Below are 20712 nucleotides of genomic sequence, written 5' to 3' on the forward strand. Positions count from 1 at the left end.
TGATTTTTTAAAAGCAGCTGAATATCTTGTTAAATTGCGGAATAGTCAAAAAATAAACACATTTTTTGATATGTATACTTTTTGTATGGGTTTAAATTATTGTTTTGTTAATTTCTAATTTTAATTTAGTGACCATCCTTTAGAAGTGTAGTACTGTTATTACGGAGTTTGGATTATCACTTAATCTAATAATATTCAGTAACAGTTATTCAAAGGAACTTCAAAACTCATACAAATGAAATACAGAATTTTAATAATTCTATTACTGTTCATCACCTCACAATCTTATAGCCAAAATGATAAGGTTTATGTTAATAGCGATTCAAATGGAGATTATACGCTTTACGTAAACAATGAGCCATTTATGATTAACGGAATGAACTGGGATTACATTCCAATTGGCACAAATACTGTAAATGCCCGTTTTTGGGATAAATCTGATGAAATTATCAAAGCAGGTTTAGATAAAGAGATGTCTCTTTTAAAAAATATGGGTGTAAATGTAATACGCCAATACACAGGTGTGCCAGCAAAATGGATAAAATACATTTATGAGCAATATGGTATCTATACCATGTTGAATCATTCGTTTGGTAGGTATGGCCTTACAATTAATGGAGTTTGGACACCAGTTACAATATATGATGAGCCGCAAACGCAAGCATTATTAATGCAAGAAATAGAGCAATTAGCTCAAGAATACAAAAATACTCCTGGTCTTTTAATGTATTTACTTGGTAATGAAAATAACTATGGACTTTTTTGGCAAGGTGCAGAAACAGAAGATTTTCCTGATGATGAACAAGAAAAACAATTCATAGGCGAGAAGAGGGGTAGGCCTATGTATAGATTGATGAATGAGGCAGCCAAAAAAATGAAAATGATAGATGGTGCTCATCCCGTTGCATTATGTAACGGTGACGTTTTATTTCTTGATATAATTGCCGAAGAATGCCCAGATATAGATATATATGGTACCAATACGTATAGAGGTGTTTCTTTCGGAGATATGTTTGATGTGGTAAAGCAAACGTATAACAAACCCATAATGTTTACAGAGTTTGGTGCAGACGCTTTCAATGCAATAACAAATGAAGAAGACCAATATTCTCAGGCTTATTATATGGTAGGTAATTGGAAAGAAATTTATGCCAATGCTGCAGGTTTAGGTAAGGCTGGTAATTCTATTGGTGGTTTTACCTTTCAGTTTAGTGATGGCTGGTGGAAATTTGGTTTTGACGACCGTAAAAACGCTGATGTGCATGACAATAATGCATCTTGGTCCAACGGTGGTTATTCAAGAGATTTAAAAGCTGAAGGTGTAAACAACATGAATGAAGAATGGTTTGGAATTTGTGCAAAAGGCCAAACTTCACCAAGAGGATTGTATGATTTATACCCAAGAGCTGCTTATTATGCCTTAAAAGAAGCTCATAAATTGAACCCTTATGAGGATGGAGTTGACAGTAATTTTTTAAACAATTATTTCGATACTATAGAATTGATGGATGCTGTTCTCAAAGCTAGAGGAGATAAAGCAGCTTTAAATGCTGAACAAAGTAATCTTTTGAGAATAAGTAACCTACAAGCAAAATTTTCATCATTTAGCACCGGAGGTAGTTTAATTACTACACCAGATAATCCCAATCCAGACGACCCAAATACCTTTCCAAATCAACTTGGTTTTGACCACATGCAGTCCTATTTTGTTGGCATAGAGGGCAAACCGGCAGCGAATATGAGGGCTGAGGTTAATTTAAATGTTGTAGGAAATGTTGCTCAAAATCCTATAAATGAAATTTTTTATGAGAATAATTCACGTCCAATAGATGTTAGTACTGACCTTGGAGATGTAGTAGTATCAGATGTTAATAGGTTAAGAGTTTATCAAGCTGAATTTGAATGGAATGCAAAAGAGTTTGATTTAAGGGGTTTTTATAGAACCGGCCATTATCATTGGGGTTATGAAGGAGACTTCTTTGGGTTTTATCCAGAAGCCAATTATGGTCCAAACTTAGATATCTACAATGGTGAAATCTTGGGAGCAGAAATAGATGGTAAAGGTCCGTTAAAAGGATTAAAAGTTGCCGTAGGGCCACAATTATGGTGGGGTGCCAACCCAACTATGCTTTTTAAATATAAAAAACAACTGGGCAAATTTGATGTAACAGGAATTTATCATAGAGATTTTGAAACAGATGTAGAATTAGACGACAATGGCCGCAGAATATTAGATGTGAATCAATTACGAAGTGGGGTTATTCCACCTTGGCCAACAGAAAGAGCAGCTATAGCTATCGAAAGAGAGTTTGGTAAACTAGGTGTTGAAGTAGGTGGTTTATGGTCTGGCAGTCCACTCAACGGAATTGCTTTTCAAGATGTTAGAGGTGAATCTGGCAATTATGTTGTTTACCAAGATAGAATTCAAGCCACTGATAATTGGGGAGGTAAAATAAAAATCACTTATGAAGGTGGAAAGTTTAATTGGTATGGGCAGGCGTCTGCAATGGGTTTAATAGCAAATGGTGGTGCTGACCAAACATTAACTTTTACAGGTTGGAAATTAAAAGATACCGGTAGCGGTAATGTTACCAGTTTGCTAACCGGTTTTACAATAGCGGCAGGTAAATTTCAAATTGCTCCTAATTTTATGATACAAAAACCTTTGGTAGAAGCCATTCCAAATGATGTGCAAGCTCCAGGTAGATTACGAAATATCATAGATGACCCTTTTTCTGTTAGGGCAAATAGAGAAACTATAGGCAGTGAAATCTTAATTTCTTTTGATCCTACACCAGGCACTTGGATGTATGAATGGGATAATGATAGGGCAGAGGACGCAACTTTTGCTATGAATCTTGGATTTGTATACAGGCATTTACCAACCACAATGGATGCGCACATTGGTTTCTTAGCAAACCGTCAATTTTTTGCATTCCCAAATTCTGCTCCGGCAGAAGATTTGTGGGAAATACATTCGAGAATGGTTTCAAAACAAGGACCAGATTTAGGGTTTATAGGAAATTTCTACTACGGTAACGGTCAAGGTAACGGTGACAGCCAGCGGTTAATTAAACGGTTTGGAGGAGATATCAGAGCTATTTATAAGAGCTACAAACTGGCTACTCATGTAAAAGTTAATGACTGGGGTCCTTTTGATTATCATCGAGATTTCAACCTAACATTTCCATTACAATTAATGTTAGATGTTTCTACCACTTTAGGTAAGCCAGATTGGTTTATTCTACCAAGTACACAAGTAGGTATTCGCGGAATATGGAGGTCTTTAAATGAATTTTCTCCAAGATATGCGCCTAATACTACAGAAGAATTTGCAACACAACCTATTATAAGTCCTGTAGGTTTTGATAATGGTTCAGAATGGGAAATAATGACTTACATCCACATCAACATTGGAAAATAAAAAGCAAAAAATGAAAAGTTTTAGACTCAAAATAGATAAAATATACCTGCTTTCAATGCTTGGTTTTTTAGTAATTGTAAGTTGTGAAAGAAATTTTTCTGACGATGTCACTTTTGCAACATTTCCTGCAAACGGAGACGTTTTTATAGACACTTTTTCTCCAGGTTTAGACTATTTTCCATTTGTAGATGGTGGAGCCGACCCAGAAGCTTTTAGCGTGGATACAGATGAAGTTTTTGCAGGTACAGCCTCAATGCGTTTTGATGTTCCTGCTTTTGGTAATGGTTTTGTTGGAGCTACTTTCAATACAACAGTAGTAAGAGATTTATCTGGTTTTGACGCTTTAACCTTTTACGCCAAAGCTTCTCAAGCAGCTGATATTAATGATATTGGTTTCGGAATTGAAGGACAAACGGGTAATAAATTTCAAGTAACAACTAAAAATTTAAAAATTAGTACCCGTTGGGAGAAGTATACCATACCTATACCAGACCCTTCAAAATTATTTAACCAAACCGGATTATTTTGGTTAGCCGAAGGAGCTTCTTTTGAAGGTGATGAGGGTGGGTATACCCTTTGGTTTGATGAAATAAAATTTGAAAAAACTGGAACCCTTGGGCAACCTAGACCTTCAATTCTCAATGGAGAAAATGTTGAACAACCCGGTTTTGTAAATATAAATCAGACTTTAACAGGCTTAACACAAACTGTTAATTTAGAAAACGGTGATAATATCACAGTGATAGCATCACCATCTTATTTTGATTTTTCATCATCAAATCCAGCTGTTGCACAAATTAATGAGTTAGGTGATATAACCATTACAAATCTAGGTGAAACAACAATCACAGCGGCTCTTTCCAATGTAGAAGCTTCAGGGTCCTTGGTACTAAATGTTGAAAACGAATTTTTATTCGCTCCAACACCACCTGCGAGAAATAGTGAAGATGTTATAGCGGTATTTAGTGATGCCTATACTAATGTGCCAGTAGATTATTATAATGGTTTTTTTACGCCAGATGGTCAAACCACTCAAGGTGGTGCTCCGCCATTAGATTTTAATGGAGACCAGATAATCAATTATACTGATTTAAATTTTGTTGGTATAGGAACCTTTTTAAACGTGGCACCTATAGATGCTTCATCAATGACCACACTTCATTTAGATATCAAGGTTAATGAGGAAATTAATTCGGGTGATTTTATTAGAGTACAACTCATTAATGCTGTAGGAAATAATGAATCTTCAGGTACAATAACACTGAACGCTTCAGATTTAAGACAAGATGAATGGGTAAGTTTTGATTTCCCCTTGTCAGACTTCACAGGTTTGGCAGATAGGTCTCAGATAGGATTACTGTTTTTTGTTTCTGATAGTACCATTTCAGACATTTTTGTAGATAATATCTACTATTACAAATAAAAATTGCTTTTTAAAAAAGAACTATGCAACAAAAACAGAAGTTAAAAAAATTACACGTAAATATCTGTATACCAGTATTATTGATAACATTTCTAAGCTTTTGGAGTTGTAATGTTGATGATACACAAACGGTAACCACGTTTTCGAATTTAATTCTTTCAGAAGAATTTGAAACAGACGGTACACCTAACCCAAATGTATGGGGTTATAATATAGGAAGAGGCCCAAATGGAGATGGTTGGGGTAATCAAGAATTACAATATTATACAGATAGGCCCACTAACGTAAGAATTGCCAATGGTAATCTAGAAATCACCGTTAGAGAAGAAACTTTTCAAGGTGCACAGTATACCTCTGCTAGGCTTTTGACCAAAGACTTATTTGATAAGAAATATGGTCGATTTGAGGCCAGAATTCAATTGCCTACTGGCCAGGGTATTTGGCCAGCTTTCTGGATGTTGGGAGCAGATATTGATGAAAATCAATGGCCAGGTGCTGGTGAGATTGACATTATGGAATATCGCGGACAAAACCCAACGGTATTGATAGGTAGTGTTCACGGACCAGGATATTCTGCCGGTAATGCAATTTCAAAAGAATACAGATTGCAAAATGACCGCTTTGATACGAGCTACCATATTTTCGGAATAGAGTGGTCGCCAGAAGCCATAAATTTCTATGTAGATGATGTGCTTTATAACCAGATAACACCAGAAGATGTTACAGGAGAATGGGTGTTTAATAAGCCTTTCTTTTTACTAATGAATGTTGCTGTGGGCGGCAATTTTGTAGGCCCCCCAAATGCAGAAACGCAATTTCCACAAACCATGTTAGTGGATTATGTTAGAGTGTATGAATAATTATTAACTATAAAAACAAAAACTAGACTAATTTAATTTTTTGACTATGAATTTGACTTTAAAAAAGGGAAAGATACTTTCCTTAGCAATTTTATTATTAGCCTTTATTGGCTGCGGTGATGATGATGAAGAAATGTTGCCAGAGGTTGTTGCCGGCTTTTCACAAGAAATTGACCAAGCCACTGGTACCGTAACTTTTATAAATACTTCTGAGAACGCAAGCTCTTATAGCTGGGATTTTGGTAATGGCAATACTTCTACCTCACAAAATCCAACTCAGGTATATGAAAATGGAGATTATACGGTTACTATGACTGCATCTAACGTTGCTGGAGATTCTGATACGGCTAGTGCAAGTATTTCTATTAACATACCAGAAGAGGAAGAAGAATTTGATAGCGGCCTTTTAACCAATGGAGATTTTGAGGCAGGTGTAGAACCTTGGATTGGTAATGCAGCTAACGTTCAAGAAGATGGTGGTAACAGTTTTAATTTCGCCAATGTTGAAGCGGCAGGTAATGTTTTCGACGTTAACTTAAGCCAAGTTGTAGAAATTACTCAAGGAACAAATTACATTTTAAAATTTGATGCATCATCTGACAGAGAAAGAACCATTTTGGCCGGTTTAGGTTTGAATGAAGCACCTTTTACCAATACAGCGGTAGAAATTAATTTAACCGAACAAACCCAAACTTTTGAGCTGCAATTAGCCGCTACAGATTTTGGTGGTGCAAATAGCCGCGTGTTATTTGATATGGGTGGAGCCGTTGGTACTGTAGTAATAGATAATGTATCGCTAGTTGAAGGAGGAGATGGTAGTGATAGTAGCACAGACGATGGTGGAACAGACTTTGATAGTGGTCTTTTAACTAATGGAGACTTTGAAGCTGGTGTAGAACCTTGGATTGGTAATGCTGCTAACGTTCAAGAAGACGGCGGTAACAGTTTTAACTTTGCTAATATTGAAGCAGCTGGTAATGTGTTTGATGTTAACCTAAGTCAGGTAGTTGAAATTACACAAGGCACTAATTATATTTTAAAGTTTGATGCTTCTTCAGATAGAGAAAGAACAATGCTAGCTGGTATTGGTTTAAACGAAGCGCCGTTTACTAATTCTTCTGTTGAAATTAATTTAAATACAGAAACGCAAACCTATGAATTACAATTGGCAGCTGCTGATTTTGGTGGTGCCAATAGCCGAGTATTATTTGATATGGGCGGTGCTGTAGGTGTTGTAGTAATAGATAACGTTTCTCTAGTTGAAGGTGGAGATGGTAGTGATAGCGGTGCAGGCGATGGTGGAACAGACTTTGATAGCGGTCTTTTAACTAATGGAGATTTTGAAGCAGGTGTAACACCATGGATTGGTAATGCTGCTAATGTACAAGAAGATGGCGGAAACAGTTTCAATTTTGCAAATGTTGAAGCTGCAGGTAACGTTTTTGATGTAAACCTAAGTCAGGTTGTAGCCATTACACAAGGCACCAATTATATTTTAAAGTTTGATGCATCATCTGATAGAGAAAGAACCATATTAGCTGGTATAGGATTAAATGAAGCGCCATTTACTAATACAGCAGTTGAAATTAGTTTAAATACAGAATCACAAACCTATGAGTTACAGCTTGCTGCTGCTGATTTTGGCGGCGCTAATAGCCGTGTATTGTTTGACATGGGTGGAGCCATTGGTACTGTAGTAATAGATAACGTATCTCTAGTAGAAGGCGGAGATGGCAGTGATAGTAATACTGGAGGAGATGGTTCAACCCCTGGTGATGGTTCAGGATTTACTGTAGATTTTGAAAGTGGTGGTTCGCTTTCAGGAGCTTTTGATAATGGAGCAAATGGCGCCACAACTACAAACCCAGACCAATCTGGTTTAAATACCTCTGCTACCGTATATCAATTTAATAAAACGGTGGGTTCTGCATGGTATTCAGGAGTATTCAATATCTTCTCAGAAGACATAAGTGCAACAGGAGGCACTACATTCAAAGTAAAAATGTGGTCTCCTAATCCAAATATTAATGTTCGCTTTCAGTTAGAAAAAGAAGGTAACCAAGGGCCAATAGTTACTTATAACGTAGACCAAACTTTAGTAGAAGCTAATACTTGGGTTGAGCTAACTTTTGATTTGTCAACTACAGCAATAGACTTGGCTGATGGTTATGATAAATTCGTGATTTTTCCAGATTACGATGAATCAAACCAGGTTGACGTAGCAACAGAAGCCATCTACTACATAGATGATATCATTCAAGAATAATTAGTTAGAATTCAGTAGATAAATTAAGAAATAGGCTGGTAAATTTTTACTAGCCTATTTTATCCCCAATTAATCAAGAAAGATTATAAAGTATTTTAATGGAGAACCATTCTGAAAGTTGCTTAAATACGGTATTAATTAATGGCGAAAAATTTTTCAAAATCGCCAATAGCAACAAATTACGACCATTTTTCATGAGTATAGTTAGTGATTCTAATCACTGGATGTTTATTTCAAGTAATGGCGGTTTAACTGCTGGTCGTAAAAATGCGGAATACGCTTTATTTCCATATTATACAGATGATAAGATTACTGAATCGAGCGAAATCACAGGTAGTAAAACTATTCTGAGAATTGTAAGAAGCAATAAAGTTTGGATATGGGAGCCATTTTCAAATTTAGGTACTACAAACTATAAAATTACTCGTAACCTTTACAAAAACACGTATGGTAATAAAATAATTTTCGAAGAGATTAATCATGATTTACAGCTTACGTTTAAATACCAATGGGCGAGTAGCAATCTATATGGTTTTGTACGTTCAGCAGAATTGTGTAACAATAATCTAGATTCCGTCTCAATAAGTTTATTAGATGGTCTTCAAAATATAATGCCTTACGGAGTAGATAGTTATACGCAGACAAATTCCAGTAATTTGGTTGATGCTTACAAACGAACAGAACTAATAGAAAAGGTAGGCTTAGGAATTTTTGCATTAAGCGCTATCATCGTAGATAAAGCAGAACCCAGTGAGGCACTTAAAGCAAATGTGGTGTGGTCACATGGGCTAGAAAAACCAAAGTACCTACTTTCTTCCTTACAATTAGACGCTTTCAGAAAAGATGGTAAAATCTCTCAAGAAACTGATATCAAAGCAGAAAAAGGCGCCTACTTTGTTCAAAGTGACTTTTCATTAAAAAAAGATGCTAAAAAATATTGGTACCTCATTGGTAATGTAAATTATGACCATTCAGCGGTATTTAGTTTAGCAGACGAAATCCAAAATAATGATAATCTTATTGGTAAAATCACAGAAGATATTACCAAGGGAACTAAAAACTTAATTTCACTTTGTGCTGCTGCAGATGGGCTTCAAAAAACTAATGATGATTTTAAAGATTCTAGACACTTTAGCAATACCATGTTCAATATTATGCGAGGTGGAATCTTTGATAAAGATTATGTTATTGAAAAGGCTGATTTTGCAACGTATTTAAAAGGTGCTAATAGATTGATATATGAAGAATTAAAAGAAGCTTTAAAGAAACTTCCAGATTCTTTTTCAACTTCAGCGTTGCAAAAACTAGCAATTAAGAAAGGTAATGCTCATTTTACAAGATTATGTACAGAATATTTACCACTCAAGTTTAGTAGAAGACATGGTGACCCTAGTAGACCTTGGAATCGTTTTTCAATAAATACCAGAAGTGAGAAAGATGGCTCTAAAATCTTAGACTATGAAGGAAATTGGAGAGACATATTTCAAAACTGGGAGGCCTTAGCCATAGCTTACCCTAATTTTATTGAGGGCATGATTTTTAAATTCTTAAATGCCTCTACGTTTGATGGTTATAATCCTTACCGAGTTACAAAAGGTGGTTTTGATTGGGAGACAATTGAACCAGATAATCCTTGGAGTTATATTGGGTATTGGGGTGATCATCAAATTATTTACTTATTAAAATTCTTAGAATTTTCAGAAAATTTAAATCCTGGCGCCATTAGTAGGTTGTTAGATAATGAGATTTTTGTCTACGCTAATGTTCCTTATCAAATAAAAGAGTATACCCATATTTTAAAAAATCCTAAGAATACTATAGAGTTTGATGAGCATTCTGATAAGAACATCAGAAAACATCGTGAAAAAATTGGGGCTGATGGTGCGCTATTATGTAACCAACAAGGTGAAATTATAACTGCAAATTTTTTAGAAAAATTTTTGGCAACAACCCTTGCAAAGGTTTCCAATTTTGTTCCAGAAGCTGGTATTTGGATGAATACACAAAGACCAGAATGGAATGATGCCAATAACGCCCTAGTGGGTAACGGGGTGTCTATGGTTACTTTGTGCTATTTAAGACGATTTTTAGCTTTTTTTAAACCCATTTTTGAAGGCACAGAAAAAACAACATTTGAGGTAGCCACTGAATTGTATCAATTTTTTGAAGCTGTTTTACATACGCTTACTACTGAAAAATCAGTACTTCAAAATTCAGTTGATGATTATGAGCGAAAAAGAATAGTAGATGCTTTAGGTAAAGCGGCAAGTGACTACCGTACTAAAATTTATGCAAATAAGTTTTCTGGGAAAAAGAAATCGCTCACAACAAAAGAATTGTGCTCATTTGTAAATCTTTCTCTGGAATATATAGAACATACAATCGATGCAAATTGCAGAGAAAATGGTATGTACCATGCTTATAATCTTATTACTGTAAATGATGATAACAGTATTTCAATTTCTTACTTAGACGAAATGTTAGAAGGACAAGTAGCAGTTTTGAGCTCCAACTATTTGTCTACAGAATCTGCATTGAAAGTTTTAGATGGTTTAAAGAAAAGCAAATTGTTCAGAGAAGACCAATACAGTTATTTACTTTATCCAAATAAGAACCTTCCTCTCTTTATAGAAAAGAATACCATATCTGAAAACCAAATCAATACGTCATCGCTATTAACTAAAATGGTTGCTGACGGTGACAATACTTTAATTACTAAAAGTATTACTGGGACCTTCCATTTTAATGGAAACTTTAGAAATGCTAATGATGTAAAATTAGCATTTACGCATTTACGAAGTTCTAAATATGCCACATTAGCTAAAACCGAAGAGAAAAAGGTTTTAGGCATTTTTGAAGATGTTTTTAATCACAAAGCTTTTACGGGGCGCTCAGGTACCTTTTATGGTTATGAAGGCCTAGGTTCAATTTATTGGCACATGGTTTCTAAGTTGTTGTTGGCAACGCAAGAATGTTGTTTAAATGCAATAGAAAGTGGGGCTAGAGTAGAAGAGGTCTCTAGAATGCTAGAACATTATTATGAAATTAATGAGGGTATAGGTGTACATAAGTCCCCTGAATTGTATGGTGCGTTCCCAACTGACCCTTATTCCCATACACCAGCTGGTAAAGGTGCACAGCAACCAGGTATGACAGGGCAGGTTAAAGAAGATATTTTAAGCAGATTCGGAGAATTAGGAGTACAAATAAAAGATGGTCGTATTCACTTAAGACCAACGTTATTAAGAAAAGCGGAATTTTTAAAGCAAAAAGCAACTTTTAAGTATGTTAATCTTAAAGGAGAAACAGCAGAAATAGAACTTAAAAAAGACCATCTAGCTTTTACTTTATGCCAAGTGCCAATTATCTATGGTATAGGTAAAGAAGAAAAACTAATTCTTTCAAAAGCAGACGGTACTAACGAAATTTTTCCTGGCAAAACGCTGTCTGTTGAAACCAGCAAAAGTCTTGTAGCTCGTAGTGGAGAAATTGTACAAGTGAAATTAGAAATTAAAGAAAGCAGCTTAAGATGACAAAACAGCACTATTATTTATTTAGAGTCGTAATAGGCCTTTTAGTCTTTTTCATTGCTTTTTCGTGTAGAAATGAGACAAAAACTAAAACAGAAAAACAATCAAACGTGAAAAAAGTAACAGCTTCTGATATTTTAGGTAATGTTCACTACCAAGCTATTTCATACGGGGGTTATCGTCTTGCAGACCATAGTATAGAGCCAACCATTGAGGAACTAAAAGAAGACCTGCGGCTTTTATCTGCTATGAATATAAAAGTTTTACGAACTTATAAAGTTCATAAACCACACGCAGCAAATGTTCTGAAAGCTATTAGAGAGTTAAAAGAAGAAAATTCAGAATTTGAAATGTACGTTATGTTGGGTGCTTGGATTGATTGTAAAAATGCTTGGACAAATAAAGAACCCATACACAATCAAGAAAGTGAACGTAATGCAATTGAAATTAAAGAGGCGGTACGGTTGGCTAATGTATACCCAGATATTGTAAAGGTAATTGCGGTAGGTAATGAAGCCATGGTAAAATGGGCTACTGCCTATTATGTAGAACCTTGGATTATCTTAAAATGGGTAAAGCATTTGCAAAATTTAAAGTCTAAAGGTGAACTCTCACAAGATTTATGGATAACCAGTTCAGATAACTTCGCCTCATGGGGTGGTGGTGGAAACGAATATCACGTTGAAGATTTAAATACCTTAATTAAGGAAGTTGATTATTTATCTGTACACACTTATCCAATGCACGACACGCATTATAATCCTAGTTTTTGGGGTATTCATGAAGATGAAATTGCTTTATCAGATTCTGAGAAAATAAAAAAAGCCATGAAAAGGGCTTTGAGTTATGCTCAAAATCAATACAACCAAGTTGAAGCATACATGAAATCGTTAGGTGTAAACAAACCTATACATATTGGAGAAACCGGTTGGGCAAGTGTATCTAATGGTTTTTATGGTGATAATGGGTCTAAAGCATGCGATGAATTTAAAGAAGGATTGTACTATCGTTACATGCGAGATTGGACAAACACCTCAGGTATTTCTTGTTTTTATTTTGAAGCTTTTAATGAACCCTGGAAAGATGCTCAAAACCCTCAGGGTTCTGAAAATCATTTCGGATTATTTACAGTAAGTGGAGCAGCTAAATATGCTATTTGGGACCTGGTTGATAATGGAAATTTTGATGGTCTTAGCCGCGGTGACAAACCAATTAAAAAAACTTTTAACGGAAATATAGATAGTTTACTCTTACAAGTAAAAACACCACCTTCAAAGGAATCACTGCTTATGAATAACTAATTGTACAACTTTAAAACCACCAAACAGATGCGTAAAACAAATCAATTAACATTAGAAAGAACAGTACCCTTTGGTCAAAAAGTAGCCTTTGGTATTGGCATGTTTGCGAACCAAATGTTTCCTGCAATTTTAGGAATTTTTATGGTTGTCTTAGTCCAAGATTTGGGGTTTCCTAGTTGGATGTATTCTTTGATTTATCTGTTTCCTAGAATATTTGATTCTATTACAGACCCTATTATGGGGTTTATATCAGATAATACAAAATCAAAATGGGGAAGACGTAGACAGTATGTTTTATTAGGTGGTATAGTAATGGGAGTGTCATATGTTTTTATGTGGCAGTTATTTAAAGAAAATACGGTTCAATTTAATTTTTGGTATTTCTTTATATGGTCTATCATTTTTTATTTAGGTCTAACCTTATTTAGTGTGCCATATGTGGCCATGGGTTACGAGATGAGTGAAGATTTTCATGAACGTACTAATATAATGGCAATTGCCCAATGGATTGGACAGTGGGCATGGGTTATTGCTCCGTGGTTTTGGGTAATTATGTATGACCCAGAGTGGTTTCCTTCAGCTGACGTAGCTGTTAGAGAATTAGCAATTTGGGTAGCTATACCTTGTGCTATCTGTGCAATAGTTCCTGCTTTATTTATTAAAAGTAAATCTACGCTTAATGAAGATTATGAACCTTTAAATGCCGCTAATGTTGGTGGTAGTCTAGTGAAAATTGCACAGAACTTTAAAGAAGCATTTAAAATGCCAGAGTTCAGAAAAATATGCTTTTCTACTTTTTTTATTTACAATGCTTTTTATGCCGTATCCTCACTAACTTTTTTCATAATAGTTTATAAGCTATTTAATGGCGATGCCGAGGCATCAGGCATTTGGGTTTCATTGTTTGGTTGTTTGGGAGCTTTAGGAACAACTTTTATTGTTATACCTATAGTAGCTTGGATGTCAAAAACTATGGGAAAAAGAAAAGCATTTATGATTTCTCAAGCAATCTCAATTGTTGGTTATATAATGATGTATTTTCTTTTTATACCAGGCAAGCCTTGGTTATATATTATCTCATTACCGTTTTTTTCCTTTGGAATTGGAAGCTTGTTTACAATTATGATGTCAATGACTGCTGATATTATAGATATAGATGAGCTCAATTCAGGTAAGCGTAGAGAAGGTGTCTTTGGCGCAATTTATTGGTGGATGGTAAAAGTAGGGTTTGCCATAGCAGGAGGTTTAGGTGCTGCTTTTTTAGGTATGGTTGGGTTTAATCCTGAATTAACAACTGTTGAGCAACCAGACGCTATTCAAGGGCTACACGCAATTTTTTGTTTTTTCCCGGTAGCAGGAACCTTAATTGCTATGTGGATAATGAAAAGCTATGACGTTACAGAAGAGAGAGCAAATAAAATAAGAGAGGCCTTAGAAGCTCGTAAATCTGATTAGAATTTTAAAAATTTTAAAATGTCTTCACGTAGAAAAGAAAAATATTTGTCTTTAGCCTCATTAGATTATGTTAACAAAACAACTAGTGAATTACAAAACCAAGCTAAAGAACTCTTAAAAGAAGGCATGCACGGTTTGTGTTTTAGTCCTTATCAAGATAATCAACAACCTGGTAATCTTATCTCAGAAGAACAGATTCATCAAAGGATGAAAATAATAGCACCGTTTACCAATTGGATACGGTCATTTTCTTGTACAGATGGTAATGAGGCAATACCTAAAATTGCAAAGGAATACGGACTAAAAACATTAACTGGAGCTTGGCTTGGTGATGATAAAGAAAAAAATGAAAAAGAGTTAGATGGTCTAATAAAGCTTGCCAATGAGGGCTACGTAGATATTGCGGCAATTGGTAATGAAGTTATGTATAGAGGAGATTTGCAAGAAGATGAATTGTTAGAATTTATAACTCTTGGAAAAAAGGCGATTACAACTATTCCCGTTGGTTATGTAGATGCTTATTATGAGTTTAGAGAACGACCACGTATTACAGAAATGTGTGATGTAATCTTAGCAAACTGTTATCCGTTTTGGGAAGGTTGTGATTTGGACTATGCGCTAATGTATATGAAAGATATGTATAGGCAAGCACAAAGAGCAGGTAATGGTAAAAAGGTTATCATAACAGAAACAGGATGGCCAAGTCAAGGAACTAATCTAGAAGGGGCTTATCCATCTTATGATAATTATTTAAAATATTTTATGAACACCCAGAAATGGTCTAAAGAAGAGCAAATAGATATCTTCTACTTTTCGTCATTTGACGAATCTTGGAAAGTGGGTGATGAAGGAGATGTGGGAGCATTTTGGGGACTCTGGGATTCCAACGAAAATTTAAAATTTTAGATACTATTAATTGCGAAAGTTTAAAAAAGCCTATCAGAATTAACCTTCTTAAAACTTAGTTGATAAGTCTTTAACCAGAAGGTAACACTTACCTTATCATTTAGTTTAAATTTAGTTCGACTTTTAACCAAGTATACCAAACAACTAAATGAGTGAATTTTTCAAAGCAGAAATTAAAGACAAGTTTTTAAGCTATGCCGCTGAGCGCGAAGACTATTTTGAAATTCAGCTATTGTACGATGAGTTTTTAAGACCTGCATATAGCTTAGAATATGTTGAAAAATTAATCTTAGAAATTATCGATTTTGACCATAATCTACTGGATATAATGAGTGGTAATGGTTCAAAAATTTTTATGGTTTCATCCACTGCTAGTACAGAAGATTTTGTTGATGAAGGTGGTTTTACTGATTTATATATACAGGAAGAAGAAAAATGGGATAATTTTTTAGACCAATTAGCAAGCACTAGAAAACTTAGTGTTGAAGAAAAACAAAGCTTAGGTAAGGCTGAAAAAATAACATATCGTAGAGAACGCTTGTTGTTAGGTTTTGTATTAGGGGCAGTTACTGTTAGCTTTTTGTTTACGATATTTAGTATTGCCAAGTCCATTCTAAGAGAAAGTCCAGAAGACCGAATTAAACAGCTAGAACAACGTTTAGATAGTTTAGAGCGTGAAAATGAAAAACTATTATTAGATAACAGCGCATTTTTTTAAATCATTAAACTATGCTCAGTTCAAGGCTTTAATAAAATTTTAAAAAATTAAGCTCTGGAATGTACTTTTTTACTGAGAACCAAAAATAGAACTCCACATAGTAACCAATCAGGTAAGGTTGTAAAAGACAAGAAAATCCTGGAATATTAGTATTTAGTGCATTGTTTTAGAAGGTCTAGTAGTGAGAACAGGCAACCTATAAATCTTGAGAAATAAGGGTTATAATAAAAATAATTAGTTTATTCCAGCGCAGAAATCCATTGTAAAGAAAAATTAAAATATAGTCGACAAACTTAAATATCAATATTAGCTAGTAAAAAGTTATCAGATAGTACAGGATGCATTAGAATAATTAAAAGTTTAAACTTGTTATTAATTCTAAGGTTAATGAGCAATAAAATTCGTAGAAAACCTAAAATTGTAAGAAAAAGTTTTTCCATTTTCGTATTATTAATTTCTTTTATTCTTTTTCTTCAAAGCTGTTACCAAAAGAAATTAATAGCTCCACCAACTAATTTGACATTTAATGAAGGTTTTGAGAACCCTATAGGTTTTTATGACGCTACGCCTTCCTTTTCGTGGAAATTACCACAAGAAATTGATGAGCAAGCATCTTATCATTTAGTGGCAGCTTCCACACCTGAACTTTTATCGGATTCTCCAGATATATGGGATACAGGGAAAGTCAGTTCTAGTCAATCCCTATATGTTTCTTATGAAGGAAAGCCCTTATCATCACGTGATGAACTATATTGGAAAGTACAGATTTGGAATACTAAAGGAGAATCTTCAGCTTGGAGCGAAGTAGCACATATGCAGCTTGGATTATTAAATAATGAAGATTGGCAAGCAAAATGGATTGGTTTAGATACTAGAAAGGATAGTATAAAAGGAAAAAACAACACTACTATTCATACCCCTCAATACCTAAGAAATAAATTTGAAACAAATAAGGAACTCTTATCTGCAAAATTGTATGTGACGGCAAAAGGGGTTTTTAAAGGTTTTCTTAATGGGAAGGCTATTAGTGAAGATGTGATGACCCCTGGCTGGACACCCTATCAAAAACGCATTGAATCCCTTACTTATGATGTGACCGACATGTTACAAGAAGGTGAAAATGTTATAGGTTTTCAATTGGCTTCAGGTTGGCATTTTGGACGATTGTTATGGAATAAGATGATTTGGGGACAAACGGGTTCTCCCAAAATACTATCTCAGCTAGAAATACTTTATGCTGACGGTTCTAAACAAGTTATCTCCTCAGATAAAACTTGGAAAGGTACCACAGAAGGCCCAATCCGGTTTGCAGAAATTTATGATGGCGAAATTTATGATGCCAATTTTGAAATGCCAAGATGGGCCACTTCAAGTTTTGAGGATGCTAATTGGAGAAACGTAGAAATTACCGAATTGGATAAAACCGTTAAAATTTCACCAAAAAGACATCATACTGTTAAAACAAAAATGGAAATGCCTGCTAAAAACATCATTGAACTAGAAAATGGAACCGGAATCATATTTGATTTTGAGCAGAATATGGTGGGCGTGCCGAAGCTTAAAGTTCCCATGAAAAAAGGAGATACACTTAGGGTTCGATTCTCAGAGATGTTAGATCCTGATGGAAGTTTTTATACCGACAACTACCGCTCCGCAGGCTCTACCGATTACTATATCGCATCCCAGGATGGTATGATAGATTGGTACCCTATCTTTACATTTCATGGTTTTCAATATGTGGAACTAAGTGGTTATGATTTATCCGCTACCCCCAAAAAAGAATGGGTTACAGGTTTAGTGCAGTACTCTGACTTTGATAAAAATGGAACCTTTACTTCTTCACATGATAAACTAAATCAACTTCAGAGTAATATCAATTGGGGTTTAAGGGGAAACTTTTTCGACATTCCTACTGACTGCCCGCAACGTGATGAAAGATTGGGTTGGACCGGCGATGCGCAGGTAATTGCCCCAACATCCATATTTAATAACGATGTGCATTCATTTTGGTCCAGTTGGTTGCAGTCTGTACGGGAATCACAATACGAAAATGGTGGTATTCCCTTTGTCGTGCCAGACGCTGTTGAAAACAATAGGGTAAGTGCAGGATGGGGAGATGCCGCAGTGATTATTCCCTGGGCTATTTACGAAAGAACGGGTGATATGACCGTATTACAGGAGAACTACCAAATGATGAAAAATTGGGTCAACTATCACCAAATGCAATCTGAGGATAATCTCTCGCCTATGAAGGACTCCTTCGGTGATTGGCTTCAGCCCCATCCAGTCAAAGAAAGCAACAAACGAGGTGACACCTCAAAAAAATTGATAGGCACAGCGTTTTTCGCCCATTCGGCACACCTCACTGCAAAGGCAGCGGCAGTATTGGGCTTGCTGGAAGAGAAAGAAAAATATCAAAATCTTTATCATACTGTTGCCAACGCTTTTGAGCAGGAATTTTTTGATGAAGAGGGAAAAATTAAAAATAGTAAAGCCACACAAACTGCATATTTATTGGCCTTGGATTTTGAATTATTGTCCGATGCCAATAGAAACAAAGCTGAAAAACATTTGTTGGATAAGATTAAGGAAGCTGACAATCACCTACGCACCGGATTTATAGGCACGCCATTGTTGCCAAGGGTCTTGGATACAATGGGGGAAACTGACCTGATGTACGAAATTTTATTGAAGGAAACCTATCCGTCATGGTTTTATTCCATTAACCAAGGGGCCACCACCATGTGGGAACGCTGGAACAGCTACAGCAAATTGGAAGGATACAATCCTGAATCCATGAACAGTTTGAACCATTATGCTTATGGCGCGGTAGGAGAATGGATGTACGAGCGTATTGCCGGAATAAAACCCCTTGAACCAGGTTATAAAAAAACACGGATTGCGCCAGTGCCCGGTGGGGGATTGACTTCTGCCGAGGCTACCTATGAGTCTCCTTATGGAAAAATCAAATCCGCTTGGAACCTTAAGGGCACTAGCTTTTATTTAGAAGCTATAGTACCACCAAATACTTCAGCAATAATGTCAATTCCTACAAGCAAAAAAGAGGCTATAATAATAAATGGTAAGCAGTTGAAAGAGTGGAAAAACATTAAAATGGTTGAGCTTACAGATGGAAACATTTCTTTCGAGGTTTCACCTGGTACGTACCATGTAGAAGCAATAACAAATAAATAGAAAAGAATGAAGTTTTTGAATCAATCCTTTTTCGCTTGTTTCGCCGTTTTAGTAATTTTTTCCTGTAAAGAAGAAAAACAAAAGGAAATTGAAACGGGAGAAAAATTACCCAATATTGTATTTATTTTATCTGACGATCAAGCATGGACAGATTATGGATTTATGGGGCATAAAGCCATTGAAACTCCATATTTAGATAAGTTGGCAAAAGAAAGTTTAACGTTTGACAGGGGTTATGTCCCTACTTCGCTATGTTCCCCTTCACTAGCATCAATAATAACTGGTGTTTATCCTCGAACACATTTAGTTTTGGGTAACGATCGGGTGTTACCGGGAGACGATAGATCTAGTCCACAACCATGGCGTTCTTCATGGAGACCTAAAAATTATGAAGCAGTTATCAACCATTTTAATACGCTAGAGACGCTACCTAAACTATTAAAAAACAAAGGTTACCTTTCTTTTCAAACGGGAAAATGGTGGCTAGGAAATTATAAAAATGGAGGTTTTGATTATGGCATGACGCATGGTGACCCTAAACGTGGTGGACGCCATGGCGACTACGGATTAGAAATTGGTCGCAAGGGTATGGATACCCTTTACAATTATATAGACTTGGCCCTTGAAAAAAAGAAACCATTTTTTATGTGGTACGCTCCGTTTCTACCTCATGCTCCACATACACCACCAGACAGTTTATTACAAAAATATCTTCCTAAAGCTCCAACACCATATGTAGCTAAATATTGGGCAATGTGTGAATGGTTCGACCAGACTTGTGGTGATTTAATGAATTATATTGAAGAAAAAGGAGAAACAGAAAATACGTTATTCGTATATGTATGTGATAATGGATGGATTCAAAATGAAGATAATTCAAGTTATGATAAAAACTCTAAACGCTCCCCTTATGATTTTGGACTCCGAACACCAATAATGTATAAATGGAAAGGAAAAATAAAACCACATAGAGATAGTATCACATTAACAAGTAGTTTAGATATGGTTCCTACAGTTTTAGATTTAGTAGGTATAAGAAATACTAAAAATTTAGATGGAATTAGTGTTTTAGACGAAAAAAAATTAAAATCTAGAAATGCTATTTACGGTGAAATTTATGACCATGATTTTAATACCATAGATAGTAGCTTACAGTATAGAATGGTGATGACTAAGCCATATAAATTAATTCTTCCGAATCAGGAAAATAACCAGGTCAAAAAAGAAATTGAACTCTACAATATCTATACAGACCCAAATGAAGAAAACAACTTAGCAAACGAGCATCCAGAAGTTGTTTCTGAACTCAAAATGAAAATAGAATCCTCTTGGCTAGAAAACTAACAGCATTTTATACTTATTTCTCTTCAAATAACTTAAAAATTTAATCAACAGGTCAGGAAAGTAATGATTTGCTTTCCCAAATAATTATCTGAAAAGTTTTCTTTAAAAAGTAGCTAAGTTGAAGGTATTATTCTTTTGGATTTACTAAAAAAGTAATTTTCCGCTATTAAAGACATCATACTTCATTTCAATTCAAAATTCTTAAATATAGTCATTGCCACTAAGCTCGTAGCTAGCTTCCTAAATGGTTTTCTTATGCACTAAAATTAAACTCGCCAATAAAAGAAAAA

The 20712-nt window shown here is 35.2% G+C and carries 11 protein-coding genes; all 11 read left to right on the forward strand.

Going from position 1 to position 20712, the window contains the following annotated elements; all coding sequences use genetic code 11:
* Nucleotides 1-235: 235 nt before the first annotated feature.
* The 11 genes from H5V42_RS12770 to H5V42_RS12820 all read left to right on the forward strand — a co-directional run bounded on the left by H5V42_RS12770 (nucleotide 236) and on the right by H5V42_RS12820 (nucleotide 20422).
* Nucleotides 236-3424, forward strand: coding sequence for a glycoside hydrolase family 2 TIM barrel-domain containing protein (locus tag H5V42_RS12770; RefSeq protein ID WP_185783563.1), 3189 nt, complete (start codon nucleotides 236-238; stop codon nucleotides 3422-3424).
* Nucleotides 3425-3434: 10 nt separating this feature from the next.
* Nucleotides 3435-4847, forward strand: a complete 1413-nt coding sequence (locus H5V42_RS12775) for a carbohydrate-binding protein (protein ID WP_229665678.1) — start codon at nucleotides 3435-3437, stop codon at nucleotides 4845-4847.
* 23 nt (nucleotides 4848-4870) lie between these two features.
* The gene (locus tag H5V42_RS12780; RefSeq protein ID WP_185783564.1) at nucleotides 4871-5707 is read left to right on the forward strand and encodes a glycoside hydrolase family 16 protein; all 837 of its coding nucleotides are present in this window, start codon (nucleotides 4871-4873) and stop codon (nucleotides 5705-5707) included.
* A gap of 46 nt (nucleotides 5708-5753) precedes the next feature.
* Nucleotides 5754-7973 (forward strand): PKD domain-containing protein, encoded by a 2220-nt coding sequence (locus H5V42_RS12785; protein WP_185783565.1) that lies wholly within the window; start codon nucleotides 5754-5756, stop codon nucleotides 7971-7973.
* A gap of 98 nt (nucleotides 7974-8071) precedes the next feature.
* The gene (locus H5V42_RS12790; protein WP_185783566.1) at nucleotides 8072-11506 is read left to right on the forward strand and encodes a hypothetical protein; all 3435 of its coding nucleotides are present in this window, start codon (nucleotides 8072-8074) and stop codon (nucleotides 11504-11506) included.
* On the forward strand, nucleotides 11503-12804 hold the full coding sequence (locus H5V42_RS12795) for a glycosyl hydrolase family 17 (protein ID WP_185783567.1): 1302 nt from the start codon (nucleotides 11503-11505) through the stop codon (nucleotides 12802-12804). The genes H5V42_RS12790 and H5V42_RS12795 overlap by 4 nt, the downstream gene beginning before the upstream one ends.
* A 27-nt stretch (nucleotides 12805-12831) precedes the next feature.
* Nucleotides 12832-14259 carry an MFS transporter gene (locus H5V42_RS12800; protein ID WP_185783568.1) on the forward strand — a complete coding sequence of 476 codons (1428 nt, stop codon included), beginning with the start codon at nucleotides 12832-12834 and terminating at the stop codon, nucleotides 14257-14259.
* Between the two features lie 18 nt (nucleotides 14260-14277).
* The gene (locus H5V42_RS12805; RefSeq protein WP_185783569.1) at nucleotides 14278-15165 is read left to right on the forward strand and encodes a glycoside hydrolase family 17 protein; all 888 of its coding nucleotides are present in this window, start codon (nucleotides 14278-14280) and stop codon (nucleotides 15163-15165) included.
* Between the two features lie 148 nt (nucleotides 15166-15313).
* On the forward strand, nucleotides 15314-15883 hold the full coding sequence (locus H5V42_RS12810) for a hypothetical protein (RefSeq protein WP_185783570.1): 570 nt from the start codon (nucleotides 15314-15316) through the stop codon (nucleotides 15881-15883).
* A 366-nt stretch (nucleotides 15884-16249) separates the two neighbouring features.
* Nucleotides 16250-19078, forward strand: a complete 2829-nt coding sequence (locus H5V42_RS12815; protein WP_241731900.1) for a family 78 glycoside hydrolase catalytic domain — start codon at nucleotides 16250-16252, stop codon at nucleotides 19076-19078.
* A 6-nt stretch (nucleotides 19079-19084) separates the two neighbouring features.
* Nucleotides 19085-20422 carry a sulfatase family protein gene (locus H5V42_RS12820; protein ID WP_185783571.1) on the forward strand — a complete coding sequence of 446 codons (1338 nt, stop codon included), beginning with the start codon at nucleotides 19085-19087 and terminating at the stop codon, nucleotides 20420-20422.
* The last annotated feature ends 290 nt before the right edge of the window (nucleotides 20423-20712 follow it).

The organism is Croceivirga lutea, from assembly GCF_014235875.1.
Taxonomy (GTDB): domain Bacteria; phylum Bacteroidota; class Bacteroidia; order Flavobacteriales; family Flavobacteriaceae; genus Croceivirga; species Croceivirga lutea.